Raw genomic sequence first — 16456 nt, 5'->3', positions numbered from 1 at the left:
GGTCAGTCCGACCTGTGGCTGCGACAGTGCTGTCCGCTCTCACGAGGCTCAACGTCAGTACGGCGACCGGCATCCGGCGAATTGCCGGATCGCCGGTTCTGGCGCCACGCCCTCACCGAGCACACGAGACCTCTGAGGGATGACCTCGGAGCGGGGTCTGATGGGGATTCTTGAAAACAGCCGGGCGTATTCCTCGCCTCACTTGGTCGAGCCCTCAAGAGAGTGGGGAGGCCCGGCGAGCGTCGGGTCCGATGAGTGTTACATCAGGCTTTGGCGCCGGCCATGCCGCTGGTTACGACAATCGCGGCCACGTCGCCAGTCTTGGTGCGGCCCAACCAGACGACGCCGCCGGACTCAGCCTCGAACGTGACCAGATCGGCTTGTTGCGACTCGTCGCGTACCCGCTCGCACCCGTTGGTGAGCTGTTCAGTGTCGCGCGGCACTGGGCTGCCGTCCACGTACGCACGAAACGGCGCGGACAAGGTCGTCCATGCACCTGCGTCGGCGAAGCAGCCAACATTGGCGTCGGCGCCGAAGCGGGGCTCCTCGCCTGGCTGAAGCCGGTCGATATCGTCTTCGACACTCAGGCCCATCTCCCATCCGACCACAGGGTCGTCGCTGATGCACAGGCGCGTCGCGGCACACTCAGTGCCATCGAAGTACTCGCCGAAGAACTCGTAGGGGCCCGCCGTCCACGCGATCTCCACTCTGTAGACGCCCGGGGGGATCGTCACCGCCAGCTCTCGCGGGGGCCTCGTCGGCAGACCTCTCTCGTATCTCCAGACGTCGTCGTCATCGCACGGCGCATCGACGACAAGACGGCCGCTGGGTACGCGCATGGTGGTCACCTCCTCGACCCTCGTCACGACGACAGGCGTTGTCGGATCGTCGTACGCCGTCCCCAGTTGAGCGCCGGGCGTGAAAGCCGCCTCTAGGTACCAAGTGGCCTCAGGCCCGGCTGCCAGTCGAGCGTCCCCGACCCACTCCATGTCTCACCCCTCCTCGCCGCCCGGCCGGACGGTCAACCGAAACATACGTGGGGCCGCTGACACCCAAGTGCTGGCTGCCCGGCAGGGCAACGTGCTGGGCAGCCAGACCATAGGCCAGACGATGGTTCGCCTGGGGATTTGCGAGGAGCGACTCTGAGGACATGTGAGCACAGGGTGGGGAGATTCAAATGTCTCCGACAGGCCCGTCGCTCGCGCACAGGGCTGCCCTCTTACGGTCGCCTCCAGGTCCAACGAGCTGCCGTCGAATGCCTGCCACCTGCGGACCACCCGGCGGGCTCTCCCGCACGAGGCCGATCGAGTGTCGGCGTTGATCAGCAAGGCTGCGGAAGCTGGCGGAGAGCGACGGCCTATTGCAGCTTCTGTCGCCAGGCGTGTCGTGGCGCGGTCGACGCGAGGGCGTCCAGCAGCCAAGCCCGCTGGTCGCTGTCCAGCAGTGGCAGGACCGCCTCGAAGTCCACCTCGTCCTTTTCCCTGGTGTGCTTCACCTTGTAGAAGAGCTGTACCTCAGGGGCGAGGTATGGGGTGCCATCCGCGGCGACGCGGCTGAGACGCGCCAGCGGCATCCGCACACGCCGGTCGCGCCTCGACACCCATTCATCTCCGACGGCCTCGTCGAGCATGAGCTGCACTGACCACGGCGCGTCCGGCGTTCGGCGACACCAGATGTCATGGAGGGGCTCTTCGAGGACCTCGCCATACCGCCATACGCGAAGTTCGCCGGTACCTGGTGGGTCTGCGACGTGGAGATCCCAGCCTGAGAGGCTCTCCTGGACTTGTGTCTGATCGCGCCGCAGCACGAGAACGTCAAGGTCTCCATGCGTCCGCAGCTCACGCCCAACGGCAAGTTCGATCGCACGACCGCCTGCAACCCACCACGGAAAGCCGACACCCTTGAACAGCTGTACCAGTTCGCTGGTTTGAGCGGGGCTCCACTCGCCAGGATCGTTGCTTGTCACGAAGTCATCCTGTCAGCAGAGCGACAAGCCGGCAGCTATCACTGGTGAATGTCGGTGCCTCTGTCGCGATAGCGCCGCCCCCGAGCGCCCCCGTCAGATTGCCCCTTCAGACGTATCCTCCGAACGTGGCGAACTGCGAAGTGAACTGGGCGTACAACCTGGCAGGTGGGCTGCTGGCCGAGAGTCTGCCGCGTAGATGGGCGCACACGCAGGGCGTTGCCGCGTGTGCCCGACGGCTCGCGCCACTCATGCGGGAGGAGGCCGGGGTCCTGGAGGCGGCGGCGGTGCTCCATGACATCGGATACGCGCCGCCGCTCGTCGATACCGGCTTTCACCCTCTCGACGGTGCGCGCCATCTGCGGGAGGTCCGGAGCGCGCCTGAGCGCGTGGTGCGTCTGGTGGCGAACCACTCCTTCGCGCTGTTGGAGGCGGAGGAGCGTGGGCTCCGCATGGAGCTGGCTGAAGAGTTTCCGTTGCTGGATGATCCGCTGCTTGTAAACGCGCTGGTGTACTGCGACATGACCACGACACCTGACGGCGGGCGTACGACGTCGGAGGAGCGGGTGGGCGAGATCCTCGGCCGCTATGGCGAGGACAGTGTCGTGGGGCGGTTCATCCGCCGGGCCGCCCCCGCGATCCACAGCAGCGTGGAGCGCGTCAGGGCGGCCGCGGTTGAAGCAGACGTCGTGCTTTGAAAGGGCTATCCCAGGTACGGGTAGTCGCCGGCTAGGTAGTGACCGAGCTGTTCGTGCATGCTCGGGTGGATGTCGAGCTCACCGAAGTCCTCTGGGCGGACCCAGCGAACTCCGTCCGCCTCCTCGTTGACCGTGGGCTTCCCGCCGACCGGGCGGCCGATGTACACGGCCTCGTACTGCTGCCTAATCTCCCCGTCGGTGTACTCGATGATGTGCTCCGGATTGGAGTAGACGCCGAGGAAGCCGGTGACCTCCGCGACAATGCCTGTCTCCTCCTCGCACTCGCGGACCGCGCATTGCGCGGGACTCTCTCCTATGTCCTGGGCGCCGCCGGGCAGGGCCCACTGGCCGGTGTCGCGCCGCCGCTGCAGCAGGATGGCGCCGTCATCGTTGACGACGAGCATGTTGCTCGCGGGGATCAGGGTGTTGGCCTTGGGGGCCTTGGGGTCGTGGTAGTACTCAGTCCTGCCCACGGTGGTGCTGCTCCTGACTATCGGGCGCCCAGGGGCGCGCGGATGACCAGACGGCGTCAAAGCTCTCGCCATACCGCTCAAACCATTCGGCGTTGGTCGTGCGCCTGAGCTGGAGGAGCGGATTCGCGCTGGCCGGCTGGCCCCAGATGTGGGGGTTGATCAAGAGGTGGTCGTCGTAGCGGAAGATCGAGTTGTAGAGCGTCGTGTCGTGGAGGCGCACCTCACAGCCTGGATGGCCCACGAGATCGCGGTAGTAAGTGAGCGAGGCCCTGATCTTGGCAGCCAGTGCGTCGCCGATGCCTTCCTCGCGGCCACGGATCCGTACGGCGTCACCATCCGGATCGCCGAAGCAGAGCCGCACGCGCACGCCGGCCTGCGCTCGTTCCTGGAGCATGCGTGCGATGTGCGGGTTCGTCTGGGCGAAGAAGGTGCCGGAGAACACCAGAACGTCTACCTGTTTCATCGCCCCTAACAGCAGGGACATCCAGACGTCGCGCGGCACGCTCGCCCTGTTCGGATAGGTGTCGACGAGTTCCGACTGGGTGGCGCCCAGCCGTGGTGTTCGCTGTCCCGCTTCCGGCCAGAGGTACGTCTCATCAACCCGGAGCAGGTTGGCGACGGTCCAGCGGTGTCGGCGGTGGGGCACACGGCCGGCTATCCATCGGCTGGCGGTCTTGGGATCGACCGCACAGGCTTCGGCCACCTCATCCACGGTCAGCCCGCGTTGCACGAGTGCGGAACGAAGTCGCTCATTCACTCAGGCAACCCAACCGGACAGAACGGCCAGGCCGCAAGGGCGTCGGGCGTTGTCGTGCGGTCATGGCCGGAATTGGCTGTCGGCTTACGCTGATCCTGTGCCACTCATCGTGCTCTGGGACATCGACCACACGCTCATCGAGAACTCCGGCGTGAGCAAGGAGATCTACGCGGCGGCCTTCTCTGCCGCCACTGGCCATGCCGCTGTCCGGCCTGCCCGTACGGAAGGCAGAACCGACCGTCTGATCCTCGCCGAGATGTTCCGGGACCATGATGTGAGTGCCCCGGCGTGGGAGAAAGTCCTTCAAGCGCTTACGGCGGCTGGCGCGGCGCGTGAGGCTGACCTGGCTCTACGGGGCCGTGCTCTTCCCGGTGCGCGCGAGGCCCTTGGCGCGGTCGCCGCCGAGCCTGGCATGGTTTCGTCGGTCCTCACCGGGAACATCTACGCCAACGCCCGCGTGAAGCTGCGCGCCTTCGGCCTGGACATGCTCCTCGACATGGAGTGCGGGGCCTACGGTGCGGACGCGACAGACCGCGCGGCCCTGGTCGAGGTCGCTCGCGACCGTGTCCGTACGGCTCACGGCCTTCCCAAGGACACGCCCGTCGTCCTGGTCGGCGACACCCCTCGTGACGTTCGTGCCGGCCTCGACTCTAAGGCGCACGTCGTCGCGGTGGCCTCTGGCATTCACAGCGCTGACGAACTGCGTGAAGCCGGAGCCACTGCTGTGCTTCCTGACCTGGTGGACGTTCCGGCTCTGATGCGCCACCTGCGATCGCTGGCTCCCCGCGTCACGTAAAACGTCCCAGGACGTCCCGCAGAAGTCCCGGGACGAGGTTCGGCGTCCCGTCGGCCGACGGCAGTCTCGTTCCTGCCGTCGGCGGTGGGCTCCCCCTCGGGCCGCCGACGCGCTATCCGATCTCTCCTCCCTCCTGGATGGAGTAAGCGCATGACGGCTTTACTCGGCGGACAGACCAGCGCGACCTCCACGCTCGGAGAGGTGGAGCGGCTCGCGGTGCGGTACCGCGTACCGGTCGAAGACGCGTTGCTTATCGCGATCAACCTCCATGGCATCGACTCGGACCTGCCGCGTCACCGGGCCCGCGTTCAGGTGAGGCTGGAGAGCGCGCCGACGATGCCGTGGCAGCTCATCGTTCCGCTGAACGCTGCCGGCTCCCCGTTCCGGCTCAAGGATGGGCAGCTGCTGCTGGGCGGAGTCTCCTTCGCCACCGTCGAGCGCGTTGACGCGGACGAGGCGGTGGGCGGGTATTTCCGAAACGGCGGCACCGCCGCGACGCTCAATCCGAACGCCCGCAGTCGGTGTGTGGGCTGTGCCTTCTGCCCCAACACCCTTGAGGCCGCAGCGGATCCGCGGCTCTCCGAGGAGAGAGACCTTCGCGAGCTGCTGGCGGCGCTGCTGGAACAGCACCCGCGGCACGATCTGAGGGAGCTCCGCGAGGTGACCGTATCGACTGGTTGCTTCGAGCGGGAGCTTGCGGCGGTCGACCACGTGCGCGCGCTGCGGACCGTTCTGGCCGAGTACGGCATCGAGGCGCGCATCGGCTTCCTGACCTCCGTACTCCGGTCCCAGGAGGCTTTCGACGTTCTCGCCGCGGAGGCCACACCCTTCGTCCTGCGGCTGACTGCGGAGTGCTTCACCCGCCGGGACCTGTTGCTGAAGGCCAGCAAGGCCAACCTGGCCACACCGCAGATGCCGGAAGTGCTCAAGCGTGCCTTGGCTGCCGGCCACGGCACGTCGTTCACCTACATAGTGGGGCTGGACGACATCGACGCACTCCGCGCAGGCGTCGGCGTGCTCAACCCGTACGTCACAGAGTTCCCCAACTTCCAGGTCTACCAGGCGCACAACTCCGTCATGGCCGGCCTGCGAACCCCCGGCGCACGCGACCTGGAGTACTACTTGCGTGCCCGCGTGGTGATCGAGGAGATCACCGGGCCGTCCGGGCTTCGCCCGGCGGCATGGGAGTGCTACCGCCCCCTGTGGTACTTCACCTTCGCCGGCGAAGCCTTGGTCACGGCGTGATGTCCGATACCGCCACGCTGGCTGACGCCTTGTGGAGGGCCACCTGCTACGCGTCGGTGTGCCAGCTCCATCTGCGGGACAACGTCCTGCTCAATCGGCCGCTGACCACCCAGCACGTGAAGGAGCGCCCGTCCGGTCACTGGGGAACCGCGCCCGGCACCGCGTGGGCCCTGTCGCACCTTGCCCTGACGGCAGGGCTCCTCGATCACAGGGTTGAGCTGGTGCCGCTCCTCGGCGCCGGACATGCCGGCGTCGTCCAGCTCGCTGCTGCCTGGGTGACAGGCGAGCTCGGCAAGCTCCGGCCACAGTTCAGCCCGGACGCCGAGGGCCTCCGACGGCTGGCCCAGGCGTTTCCCGACGTGGACGGAATGGGCGCCGAGGTCACTCCCGCGCTTCCCGCCGGAGCTTTCCTCGGTGGCCGCCTCGGCGGTTGCCTTCCCTTCGCACAAGGAGCCGCCCTCGACTCGCCGGGCAAGATCGCCGTTCCCGTCATCGGGGACGGCGAGTGCGAGACCCCCACGACCGCGGCGAGCTGGCTGGCGCAGAGGCTCCTTCCTGGCAGTTCCGTCCTTCCCCTGGTGCACCTGAACGGTTTTCGCATGGGCGGGCGGTCCCTTCTCGGCGCGATGGACGACGAGGCGCTTCGGTCGTACTTCAGGGGCCTGGGGTGGGAAGCAAGAGTGGTGCACGTCACGGCCGGCTCTCAGTCGGACCACGTCGCTTTCCAGACAGCGCTGTGGGAAGCGCTGGAGTCGACGCTCGACGATCGCCCCACGGCCCTGGTCTTGCGCTGCGTGAAGGGATGGGGCGGACCTGCGTCCCTCGGCGGCCGTGATCTCCTGGGCACCCCTGACCTGCACAAGACGCCCCTGGTCAGCCCGCGCAGCGAGCCGGAACAGATGATGCGGCTGGCTCACTGGCTGGCGTCCTACCAGCCGGCGGACCTCTTCGGCGATGACGGGCGGGCGAAAGGCCAGCTTGCGGATGCTGTCGCTGAGGCCCGCTGGTGCTCTTTCGCTCCGGCCGAACCGCCTCGGGCAGGGAGACCCACCATGGCGCCCAGCACTCGTGCCGCCACGTTCACCGACGCCGTCACCGGCGTCGTTCGGAGACACGCAGCACGCGGAGACTTCCTGCTCCTCAGCCCGGACGAACTGGCCTCCAACCGGCTCGCCGAACTCGCCGACGAGCACTGGGCGCACGAATTGCTGGCAGAGGAGGTCCTGTTGGAGTGGCTGGCCGGATGGACGGCGAGCGGACGTCGAGGCGCGCTGGTCTCGTACGAGGCATTCGCCCCGCTGCTCACCAGCGGTCTGGTGGGACACATCAAGCAGCGGCGGCTCGATGGTGCGAGGGAGCTGCCCAGCCTCAACCTGCTGCTCACCTCGTACGGCTGGCACAACGTCCACACCCACGGTGACCCCTCCCTCGCCACAGCGCTCTTGGCCCTGCGCGCTCCCGCCGTCCGCGTGCTGACCCCCGCTGACCCAACGAGAACAGCCGCTGCCCTGGACGAAGTCTTGGACTCCCTCGATGGCGTCAACCTCGTCGTCGCCGGCAAGCACAGCCGTACCGCTCATCCTGTCGGAACGATCGCCGAGGAACACAGGCGTGGCCTGGCCGTGTGGCCGCATCTCAGCGACGAGGGCGAACCGGACCTGACCATCGTCACAGCCGGGGATATCCCGGCCGCTGTTGCCGCCGACGCGGTGGACCACGTCCGAGACCGCCACCGATGCCGCGTCCGGGTGGTGAACCTCCTGGACCTCACCGTCCTCGGCGATCCCACTCTGTGGCCACGAGGACTGAGTGACCAGGAGATCGACCTCTACCTGGGCGGCCACGCCCCGGTCCTTGTCCTCACTCTCGGACACCCGGCCGCCGTCTGGGGACTGCTGTCGGGACGGCTGCGCCGCCCTGTCGATGTCATCGGCTGGCAAGAACCGGCAGGACCCATGCCGCAGCGGCAGCTGGCCCGCTCGTTAGGGATGGACCGCGCGGGGGTGGCGCATGCCGTCGGCCCCCTCATGGCCTCACGTGAGGTGGTCCGATGAGCCCGTGGGGCGTGGAAAACGTGGAGGTCATGGAGGCAGAGCAGCCTGTGGCGCCCGGAGATGACGCTTACTTCGTGGTCGTCCATGGCGCTGGAGGGGCCGGTTCGTACGGTCCGATCGGCGAGCGGATCGGACGCTACGTGAGGGACACGCTGGCGGCCGAGGTGAAAGGAGCACGGATCGCGGACCACGCGGGGCTGCTGGACCGGCTGCGCGCGGTGGCTCGCACGAACCCGTCGGACATCGCCTCATGGGCGGTCGGCGCGGTCGACTGCGCGGCCTGGGATCTGCACGGTCGGCTCACCTCACGTTCCGTGGCCGATCTCCTGGCTGCGCCGGAGCCGCGTTCGACCGTGCCGGCTTACGCGTCGTGGCTCTCCCAGAACCTCACCGGCGTCGACAACCTTGACGTGCTGCGCGACGTCGCGGCGGCTGGCTGGAGGTTCACCAAATGGGGGCTCCGCCGTGATCCGGCCGAGTCACCGGGGCAGGCAGCCACGAGCATGGCACGGGCGGTGGAGCGCTGCTCTCAGGCCGTCGGCTCACCGCTGGCCGTTGACGCTGTCGGCACCTGGACTCCATCAGTGGCCATGGCGTTCGCGCAGAGCTGCGATCCCTCGTACCTGCTGTGGCTGGAGGACCCGCTGCCGCAGCACGACCTGGACATGTACGAGCTCCTCGCGGCAACACGGATGCCGCTGGCCGTCGGGGAGCGCGCGCATTGCGACGAAGACGCCACGGGGCTCATCCAGTACGTCAGACCGAGTGCTCTGACTCTGGACGTCGTCGGCTGCGGCGGTCTGACCCGGGCGACGCAGATCCTCGCCGTCGCCCGCTCCCAGGACGTCCCCATATACCCGCACGGGCGCTCACTCCTGCCCGGCCTCCACCTCGCGGCCGCTTTCCCCGACGCCGTACCAGCCGTCGAGTACCGACTCCAGTGGGAGCCCGGACGCCAACGCCTCTACGCCGAACCCCTTCGGCCCGAGGACGGACACATCCGCCTGCCGGACTCCCCAGGTCTCGGCACGACCCCGAGGAGCACCACATGCCCGGCACAACGATGACCGCTCGCGTCGACGGCACGGTCCGCCACAGCGCGGACGGCCCGCTGCTGGTGCTGTCCCAGCGGCTCGACGGGCATGACACCTTCCTGTCCGGGAGCCTCGACATCGGAGGGAGCGCGCTCCCGGTGCGCATCCTGACCCTGGACGATGTCACCGTGCTGCGCCCGGCGGGCAGCCTCCCCGCACTGGCGGAAGGTACGCGGTGGCAGGGGACACTCCACCTGCCGCATGGGATGCGCCCGCGCAGTGTTCCCCCGGACCTCCGTGAGGCCGCCACTCAGGAGGGGAGATCCCTGAACACGCTCGACGAAGCGGAGCTGCGCTACGTCCTCACCTTCCTCTCCGAGGCCACGACCACCACCATCCGGCAGGCCCGGATCCGGGCCATCGTCTCCGCCCTGCCGACCACCATGAGGAGCCCCCAGTGACCCCGGCGCAACCCACACTCCTGGTCACCGTCGATGTCGGTGGAACCCTTGGAACGGCCGACGGGCCCGGCCTGACCATGCGGCTGGCCGACGCGTCCCCGCTACCGGCGGCACGCGCACGCGAGATCATGCGGGCCGGCCTCCATACGCGTCCATCCCTCACGGAATCCGTGGTGACCGAGGTATGCGAGGCGCTGCAGGTCCCGCCGGAAGCCTTCCCCCGCGATCTTCCGCCCGCCCCGTTCAGGCTCTTCCCGCGCACGATGGAGGCACTGGAGCGGATCAGCACCGTGGCGACCGTGGTCACGCTGTCGAACGTCACCTGCGTGGACGCGGACACCGACGGGCTGCGCGCCCTCCTCTCGCCGTGGGTCAGCGACTTCTTCCCCTCCTGCCGCATCGGCCACACCAAGCCCGACCCACGCGCCTTCCACACCGTGGCCGAGCACTTCGGTACCGCCCCCGGTGGCCTGATCCATGTCGGCGACGACTGGGCCTGCGACATCGTGGGTGCCATCGAAGCCGGTGCCAGGGCCGTGTGGATATCACGCGGACGGAAGGTTCCCGACGAATCCCTGGTCGTTGACCACGGTGTGCTCGTCGCCCACGACCTGGCGGCGGCCGCCACGCACATCCAGCACCTCGCAGCACGGAGCGACACATGAGCCTCTTCACCGGAACCGCCACCTACTACCGCCAGTTCCGCCCCGGCATCCCCCAGGACGTCGCCGCAGTCCTCGACCGCGCCACCCCGGTACGAACGGATGGCCCGCGACGGCTCCTGGACGTCGGCACGGGCACCGGACTCGTCGTCGAGGCGCTGCTGGACAGGTTCGACGACATCATTGCCGCCGACAACGACGCCGACATGCTGGCCACCGCGGAGTCGGCACTCCGTCCGAAGCTGCCCGAGGGCTCCCGCCTCACGCTCGTGGAGAGCACCGCCGAGGACTTCGTCCCGCCCGCCGGCTGGAAGGCCGACCTCGTGACGATCTGCCGCGCGTTCCACTGGCTCGACCAGGCTGCCGTACTGCGCCTTCTGGACAGTCAGGTCGCCCCGGACGGCGTGGTCGCGATCTTTGGCGACAACAGCTTCTGGGCCGCCGGCAGTCCTTGGAAGGAGGCGATCCGCGACGTGATCAAGACGTTCCTCGGCGAGGAACGCCGCGCGGGCTCCGGCACCTTCCAGCACCACAACCGCCCGTACAGCGAGATCATGGAAGAGTCGCCCTTCAACCAGGTTGAAGAGTTCCGCGTACCCGTCCAGCGCACCTGGACCACTGGGAGCATCCTCGGCTACCTCTACTCCACCTCCTTCGCAGCACCCCACCTCTTCGGTGACCGGCTGGAGGAGTTCGAGACGGCGGTGAAGAACCGGCTCACCGAGTTCAGCGACAACGACACCTTCCCCGAGGACAACGAATTCCTCATCCGCATCGGGCGGCGGAGTAAGACGTGACGGCGGCCGACGGAGACGGACGGTCGTACGGGAAGCTGACAACACCCCGTGTCGCGGCCGAGCTGAACGAGTGGTCCACCCTCTGTCTGCCGGTGGGGTCGCTCGAACAGCACGGCACTCATCTGCCGCTCGACACCGATACCGTCATCGCCGAGCGCTTCGCGCTTCGCCTGGCCGCACACGTGGCGGATCGGCACGACCTCTGGGTCGTGCCGCCCGTTCCCTATGGCCTCTCCCCGGAGCACGCCTGGGCGCCAGGCACCGTGACCTTGGACATCCCGCTGTACGCCAGCCTCATCACGGCGCTCGTCGGTGAGTACCGCCGCGCTACACCTGTCCGGACTGTGCTCCTCGTCAACGGTCACGGCGGCAATCGGGGCGTTCTTGAGGGCCTGGTGCACCAGCTCCGGCACACCCACGACGTGGCCATCTGCGCGCTTCACCCGAGCACCCTCGCCGCCGGCCAGGTCACGGTCGACAGCGAACTGCCCGAGGTCCATGCGGGCATCCGCGAGACCTCCCTCATGCTCGCCCTCGCCCCTGAGCATGTACGGCTGGACCTCCTCCCTGCCGGGGCGCGCCCGGATCCCGGCCAGCGGGATGCGATCCAACGCCTCGTACTCGATCGAGGTGCCACGTGGCCCTGGACCTCCGACGACCCCGCGCTCTCCACCCACGGGGTCATCGGAGGCGACCCACGCAAGGCCAGCGTCGAACTCGGCGAGGAGCTCATCACCGCCGCCCTGAGCGCCGGCGCGGACATCATCGACCGGCTTGTCCCGCCTGGCGCAAACGGACCGATCACCTTACGGAGGACCCCATGCCCTTCACAGCTGAGGAGAAGGCCACATTCAAACGGGACGGTGTCCTCATACGCCGAGGACTGGTCGCCCCGAACCTGACCAGGCGCGCCACCTCCCTCATCGACACCTGGTACCGCGAGCGCCTCGACCCCGAGGACATCCCCGCGTACTCGCAGCGCACCTTCGCCCCGGAACTGGGCAACCACCCCGACGTCCTCGCGCTCTACACGAAAACCGAAGCCGCGACGCTCGCCTGTGACCTCCTTGGCGAGACCTCTCCTATTTCCACCACCCAGATCCAGATCCGCGTCCCTGAATCCGAACTCCCTGGTGCGCAGCCCGAGAAGGCCATGCACGTCGACGGAGTCTCCTGCCCCCACCTCGACCCCCAGGAACTGCGCACATTCTCCCTACTCATCGGCGTCGTCCTGTCCGACATCAACGACCCCCAAGACGGCGCGCTGCGCTACATGCCCGGCGGACACCGCACGATGGCCCAGTGGTTCAGCGATCAGCGGTCGCTCGGGATAACGGAACAGGTCCCGCCGGAGATCGACTGCCAGGACGGTGTCTCCTTCCTCGGCGCACCCGGGGACGTACTCCTGATGCATCACCTCGTCCCCCACACCGTCGGACGGAACTTCGCGCCGTTACCCAGGGTGATGGCGTACTTCCGGGTCTCCCACCCGGACCACTCCAGCCGCCGGCTCGAAGCCCTCCGCGACCCCTGGCTCGACTACCCGCCCCTCGCGTCCATTCCCTCCTACCCGGCCAGCCAGGAGTAGACCCATGCAGATCATCACGCCCCAGGACGTCGACCTCGCCGCCCGAGCGATCGAGTCCGGAGAACTCGTCATCGTCCCGACAAGCCGCTGGTACATGATCTGCGCCGACGCCAGCAACGCCCAGGCATGCGACAGCATCTTCAAGGGCAAACGCCGTCCTGGCGCCAAGTCCCTCGCCTACGTCGCCCCCTCCCTGGCCTCCTGCCAGGAGCACTTCGAGCTCAGTGCCGAGGCCGAACGGCTCGCCACCATGTTCTGGCCGGGCGACCTCGCGTTGCTCCTACCGTGGCGGAGTTCGGAGGACGCCGCCCGGCACACGGCGGTCGGCTCACCAGCGCTCACCACGGTGGCCCCCGGCGTCCTCGGAGCGCTGGCGTCAGAGGCTAAGGTGCCGGTCGCCGCAACCACAGCCAACATCTCTGGCGACGCCGGCCCGGCCGACCTGGGGCCGGCCGTGACCATCGAAGAGGTCCACGACTTCCTCGCGGCCTCCGGCCTCACGCCCTCCGTCATCGTCGACGGCGGTGTGTGCCCCGCCGCCAACCACATGACCATCGTCGACTGCTTCACCCCTGAGGCGAAGCTGGTTCGCACGGGCCTCGTCCACCAACGAGCCGTATCAGCGGCCCTCGGTCGGGAGATTCAACGTGCCTGATGGCTCGGTCACTCCATGGCAAAAGCACTCCGGAGCGACTGCTGTTGACGCCCAAAGTGTCTGAGTCGCTCGCCGTGACCAGGATCACGTTGCCTCTCCTTGCCGTCCGATCCGGCCATGGCCGACTCGCGCCCTTCTCGTTCTGCCTCGGGCTGCTCAGACTGCGTACGCGGATCTGTGGGGGAGGGTTTCGATCGTGACCGGGCGTGGACGGGGTACGGCTGCTCGCAGGAGGCGAGCGGCGCGGCTGAAGTCGGTGGCGGTGGGCAGTGGCCTGGTGCTGGTCCTACTGGTGGTCTTCTGGTCAGTTGTGTGGCCATACGTCACGGGCGCTGCGCTTCTTGGCGGCGTCGCAGCGGCGGGATGGTGGCTGTGGCGTACGGACCGGCTCGTGCGTGGGCGGGACCGTCTCTGGCGGCAGGAAGAGGCTGTGAAGGCCGGTCGTCGGACACTCGCCGAGGTGGACTCGATGACCGGCACCGAGTTCGAGGATCTGGTGGCAAGCCTGTGCCGACGGGATGGGTGCACCGACGTCCGGCGGGTGGGCGGTGCGAACGACAACGGCGCCGACGTCGTCGGGCGACTGCCGGACGGCCGGAGCGTGGTGATCCAGTGCAAGCGCTATGCGCCGACCAGCACTATCGCGAGCCGTGAGCTGCGCGATCTGTTGGGCGCCAAGGTGCACTTCGGGGCCGACCTGGCGGTGTTCGTCACGACCACGCGGTTCAGCCGTCCCTCAGAGAGGTTTGCGCTGCAGCACGGAATCCTCGCCGTGCACCGTGCTCACTTTGGGGCTGTGGAACAACGGGGTTTCACTACTGTCCCTGAGCGAGGTGAACGGCCACGGGCAGGGCGACTTCCGCCACCGAGCTCGCTGGAAGCAGGCGTATGAGAAGTGACCGGCCTTGGGGAGGGACGAGGTTGCATCAGCGCCAGAAAGTCACGACACCCGCTGGCGCTCCGATCGCGCCCACCGGCGTGGTGGGCGGGCTGCTCCGGCCCGGAGCCGTCTGCCGAGGTCATCCAGTTGGCCGACCGTGTCGGCATTGATGACGGCGTTGATGCCGAACGGGGCGAGAGGACCGAGCAACCGCGCCGCCTGAACCACGGCCGCGAACGGTCTGCTGCGGAGCCGCTCGTAGGTGGCTCCGACCCCGTCGACTGACAGACGTACGAAGTGCACGGCCGCGCGCGGGGATTCGACGAGTTCGGGTGTGAGCCGGTGTCCATGGGTCGTAAAGGTCACCGCCATGGACGTGGACTGGGCTATGTCCGAACACAGTTGGGCGAAGCGTCGGTACGCGGTCGGTTCCCCGCCTCCGAAGCCGACACCGAGGCACCCAGCTGCATCGAGTTCGACCGCCCATGCCAGCACACGCTCCCTGTCGAGCGCGGCGGCGTGCTTGGGCGCATAGCAGTAGGGGCAGTGGAGCTCGCAGGCGTTAGTCAGCGCGACGGACAGGTACTGCGGAGCACGAGAGAATCGCTCAGCGGGAACAGGCACCTCGTCGAGCAGCACGTTCATCCCGGAGACGCGGTCGAACAAGTGAACGCCAGATGCGGACATGCGAATCTTGCACCTCATCGGCAGAATGATGTCACCGCTGGCGGTGATGACGGGGCGGGGCCGGGCAGGGGCGTGGGCGTCTTGCCCTCAGCGCGGCGTCGGGTGCGTCGCGGCTGGGACAACGCAGTGCTACCGGGGCCTTCCACTGCGTAACGGCGAAGGAGTCCGCAGTGATGGGGAGTCGGCTGCGCGCCGCGAAGGGTGCCTCTTGCGGACTCGTCAGCCTTCGGTCCTGCCCGGGCGGGGCTTAAGCCTCGGCTTCACAGACGCGTAGGCGGGCGGCCACCCCAGGCGTGTCCTCGCGAAAGGTCGCCGATTTGCCGCCTGGGGGAGCCCGATCAAAATCTTCTCCCAGATTTCTCCCAAACGATCTTTGGCAACGAATCAGGGGCCTGATCCGTGTGTGGATCAGGCCCCAGACCTGGTACTTCTCTGTCGGGGTGGCGGGATTTGAACCCACGACCTCTTCGTCCCGAACGAAGCGCGCTGCCAAGCTGCGCTACACCCCGATGTCACCGTGTGTCCCGGCGACGTCGTTTACTTTAGCCCACCGGCGCCCTGAGGCGAAATCCGGTTTCGCGGCCACGAGGCGGCGGCGTGGGGGCGGAGGCCGTCGTGCTGGGAGCACATGGTGGACGAGGCCGGCGTGATGGCCCCGTCGGCCGTGCCCTGGCCGGAAGGGGCGGGCGGGCCGGCAGGGCGGGGCGGGGCGGACACGAGCAGTGGCTGGCTCTGGATCGTGACGTAGGTGGGCATCCGCCCAGGCTGCCCGGGCTACCCAGGCTGCCCGGGCTGCCCGGGAACAGGGCGATGGCCATCCCCGGTGACCGCCGCCGCCGCGATCAGGACGCGGAAGGCGGCGGCATGCGGGCGGCGGACCGGCGGGACGACCGCCGATGCGGGCATGCGCGCCGAAACGGGGGAGTCGTCACTCCACCGACCGGGGGGAAGCGATCAGTCCCGGGCGGTCAGGGTCAGCAGCGTCGCCTCGGGCGGGCAGGCGAAGCGGATGGGGGTGTAGCGGTTGGTGCCGCAGCCCGCCGAGACGTGGAGGTACGCGGTGTTGCCGCCGGCGCGGTGGGTCGAGAGGCCCTTGACGCGCTCGGTGTCCAGGTCGCAGTTGGTGACCAGCGCCCCGTAGAAGGGGACGCACAGCTGCCCGCCGTGCGTGTGGCCCGCCAGGATCAGGGGGTAGCCGTCGGCGGTGAAGGCGTCCAGGGAGCGCAGGTACGGGGCGTGGACGACGGCCAGCGACAGGTCGGCGTCCGGCTCGGGGCCGCCGGCGACCCTGTCGTACCGGTCCCGCTTGATGTGCGGGTCGTCCAGGCCGGTGAAGGCCAGCTCCAGGCCCTCCAGCTTGAGGCGGCCACGCGTGTTGGTGAGGTTCAGCCAGCCCGCCGTGTCGAAGCTGTCGCGGATCTCCTCCCACGGGTTGTGCACGGCTCCCACGGCCGGCGCGTTGCCGTTCAGGCCATGCCGTCCCTGGGCCTTCTCGATCAGGTAGCGGGCGGGGTTGCGGAGCTTGGGGCCGTAGTAGTCGTTCGAGCCGAAGACGTACACGCCGGGGAAGTCCAGCAGCGGGCCGAGCGCGTCCAGGAGCTCCGGTACGCCATTCGGGTCGGAGAGGTTGTCGCCGGTGTTCACCACGAAGTCCGGGCGCAGCCCGGCGAGCGACTGGAGCCACGCCCGCTTCTTGTGCTGACCGC

18 protein-coding genes and 1 tRNA gene are annotated in these 16456 nt (G+C 68.3%); 12 read left to right on the top strand and 7 right to left on the bottom strand.

Annotation, left to right across the window (positions count from 1 at the left end):
• Window positions 1–263 precede the first annotated feature (263 nt).
• Window positions 264–989: a DUF4241 domain-containing protein gene (locus tag ABT360_RS16985; protein ID WP_351816234.1), complete on the bottom strand. Its 726-nt coding sequence runs from the start codon at window positions 987–989 to the stop codon at window positions 264–266.
• 368 nt (window positions 990–1357) lie between these two features.
• Entirely contained in the window at window positions 1358–1966 is a 609-nt protein-coding gene (locus ABT360_RS16980; protein ID WP_351816231.1) for a nucleotidyltransferase domain-containing protein, read from the bottom strand.
• 125 nt (window positions 1967–2091) lie between these two features.
• Here ABT360_RS16980 and ABT360_RS16975 point away from each other — a divergent pair, with 125 nt between their 5' ends.
• The gene (locus ABT360_RS16975) at window positions 2092–2661 is read left to right on the top strand and encodes an HD domain-containing protein (RefSeq protein WP_351816228.1); all 570 of its coding nucleotides are present in this window, start codon (window positions 2092–2094) and stop codon (window positions 2659–2661) included.
• A 5-nt stretch (window positions 2662–2666) separates the two neighbouring features.
• Here ABT360_RS16975 and ABT360_RS16970 read toward each other — a convergent pair whose 3' ends face one another.
• Window positions 2667–3134, bottom strand: a complete 468-nt coding sequence (locus ABT360_RS16970; RefSeq protein WP_351816225.1) for an NUDIX hydrolase — start codon at window positions 3132–3134, stop codon at window positions 2667–2669.
• On the bottom strand, window positions 3121–3891 hold the full coding sequence (locus tag ABT360_RS16965) for an XRE family transcriptional regulator (protein WP_351816223.1): 771 nt from the start codon (window positions 3889–3891) through the stop codon (window positions 3121–3123). Before ABT360_RS16965 ends, ABT360_RS16970 begins: the two co-directional genes overlap by 14 nt.
• Before the next feature lie 97 nt (window positions 3892–3988).
• Between ABT360_RS16965 and ABT360_RS16960 the strand changes: the two genes are divergently transcribed.
• The 11 genes from ABT360_RS16960 (at window position 3989) to ABT360_RS16910 (ending at window position 14075) form a co-directional block, all read left to right on the top strand.
• Window positions 3989–4687, top strand: a complete 699-nt coding sequence (locus ABT360_RS16960) for an HAD family hydrolase (RefSeq protein ID WP_351816221.1) — start codon at window positions 3989–3991, stop codon at window positions 4685–4687.
• Between the two features lie 150 nt (window positions 4688–4837).
• The gene (locus ABT360_RS16955) at window positions 4838–5932 is read left to right on the top strand and encodes a hypothetical protein (protein WP_351816218.1); all 1095 of its coding nucleotides are present in this window, start codon (window positions 4838–4840) and stop codon (window positions 5930–5932) included.
• Window positions 5932–7986, top strand: coding sequence for a hypothetical protein (locus ABT360_RS16950; protein WP_351816215.1), 2055 nt, complete (start codon window positions 5932–5934; stop codon window positions 7984–7986). Before ABT360_RS16955 ends, ABT360_RS16950 begins: the two co-directional genes overlap by 1 nt.
• Complete coding sequence (locus ABT360_RS16945) at window positions 7983–9053, top strand: enolase C-terminal domain-like protein (RefSeq protein WP_351816212.1); 1071 nt, start codon at window positions 7983–7985, stop codon at window positions 9051–9053. Before ABT360_RS16950 ends, ABT360_RS16945 begins: the two co-directional genes overlap by 4 nt.
• Window positions 9035–9481 carry a hypothetical protein gene (locus tag ABT360_RS16940; RefSeq protein ID WP_351816209.1) on the top strand — a complete coding sequence of 149 codons (447 nt, stop codon included), beginning with the start codon at window positions 9035–9037 and terminating at the stop codon, window positions 9479–9481. Before ABT360_RS16945 ends, ABT360_RS16940 begins: the two co-directional genes overlap by 19 nt.
• A gap of 173 nt (window positions 9482–9654) precedes the next feature.
• Window positions 9655–10146 (top strand): HAD family hydrolase, encoded by a 492-nt coding sequence (locus ABT360_RS16935; RefSeq protein ID WP_344364122.1) that lies wholly within the window; start codon window positions 9655–9657, stop codon window positions 10144–10146.
• The gene (locus ABT360_RS16930) at window positions 10143–10940 is read left to right on the top strand and encodes a class I SAM-dependent methyltransferase (RefSeq protein ID WP_351816205.1); all 798 of its coding nucleotides are present in this window, start codon (window positions 10143–10145) and stop codon (window positions 10938–10940) included. Before ABT360_RS16935 ends, ABT360_RS16930 begins: the two co-directional genes overlap by 4 nt.
• A complete protein-coding gene (locus tag ABT360_RS16925; RefSeq protein ID WP_351816202.1) occupies window positions 10937–11842 on the top strand; it encodes a creatininase family protein in 906 nt (301 codons plus the stop codon). The genes ABT360_RS16930 and ABT360_RS16925 overlap by 4 nt, the downstream gene beginning before the upstream one ends.
• Window positions 11761–12528 carry a phytanoyl-CoA dioxygenase family protein gene (locus tag ABT360_RS16920; protein WP_351816199.1) on the top strand — a complete coding sequence of 256 codons (768 nt, stop codon included), beginning with the start codon at window positions 11761–11763 and terminating at the stop codon, window positions 12526–12528. Before ABT360_RS16925 ends, ABT360_RS16920 begins: the two co-directional genes overlap by 82 nt.
• A gap of 4 nt (window positions 12529–12532) precedes the next feature.
• Complete coding sequence (locus ABT360_RS16915) at window positions 12533–13183, top strand: L-threonylcarbamoyladenylate synthase (RefSeq protein WP_351816197.1); 651 nt, start codon at window positions 12533–12535, stop codon at window positions 13181–13183.
• 469 nt (window positions 13184–13652) lie between these two features.
• Window positions 13653–14075, top strand: a complete 423-nt coding sequence (locus ABT360_RS16910; protein WP_351816194.1) for a restriction endonuclease — start codon at window positions 13653–13655, stop codon at window positions 14073–14075.
• Between the two features lie 48 nt (window positions 14076–14123).
• On the opposite strand, the gene ABT360_RS16905 is transcribed toward ABT360_RS16910, so the two are convergent.
• The 3 genes from ABT360_RS16905 to ABT360_RS16895 all read right to left on the bottom strand — a co-directional run.
• The gene (locus ABT360_RS16905) at window positions 14124–14750 is read right to left on the bottom strand and encodes a radical SAM protein (protein ID WP_351816191.1); all 627 of its coding nucleotides are present in this window, start codon (window positions 14748–14750) and stop codon (window positions 14124–14126) included.
• Between the two features lie 435 nt (window positions 14751–15185).
• Window positions 15186–15259, bottom strand: a tRNA-Pro gene (locus tag ABT360_RS16900).
• Between the two features lie 445 nt (window positions 15260–15704).
• On the bottom strand, window positions 15705–16456 hold a 752-nt coding region (locus ABT360_RS16895; protein WP_351816188.1), incomplete at its 5' end, for a metallophosphoesterase.

The organism is Streptomyces sp. NPDC000229, from assembly GCF_040300825.1.
Classification (GTDB): Bacteria; Actinomycetota; Actinomycetes; order Streptomycetales; family Streptomycetaceae; genus Streptomyces.
The sequence above is the reverse complement of the archived record's forward strand: the minus strand, read 5'-3'. Positions and strand labels throughout refer to the sequence as shown.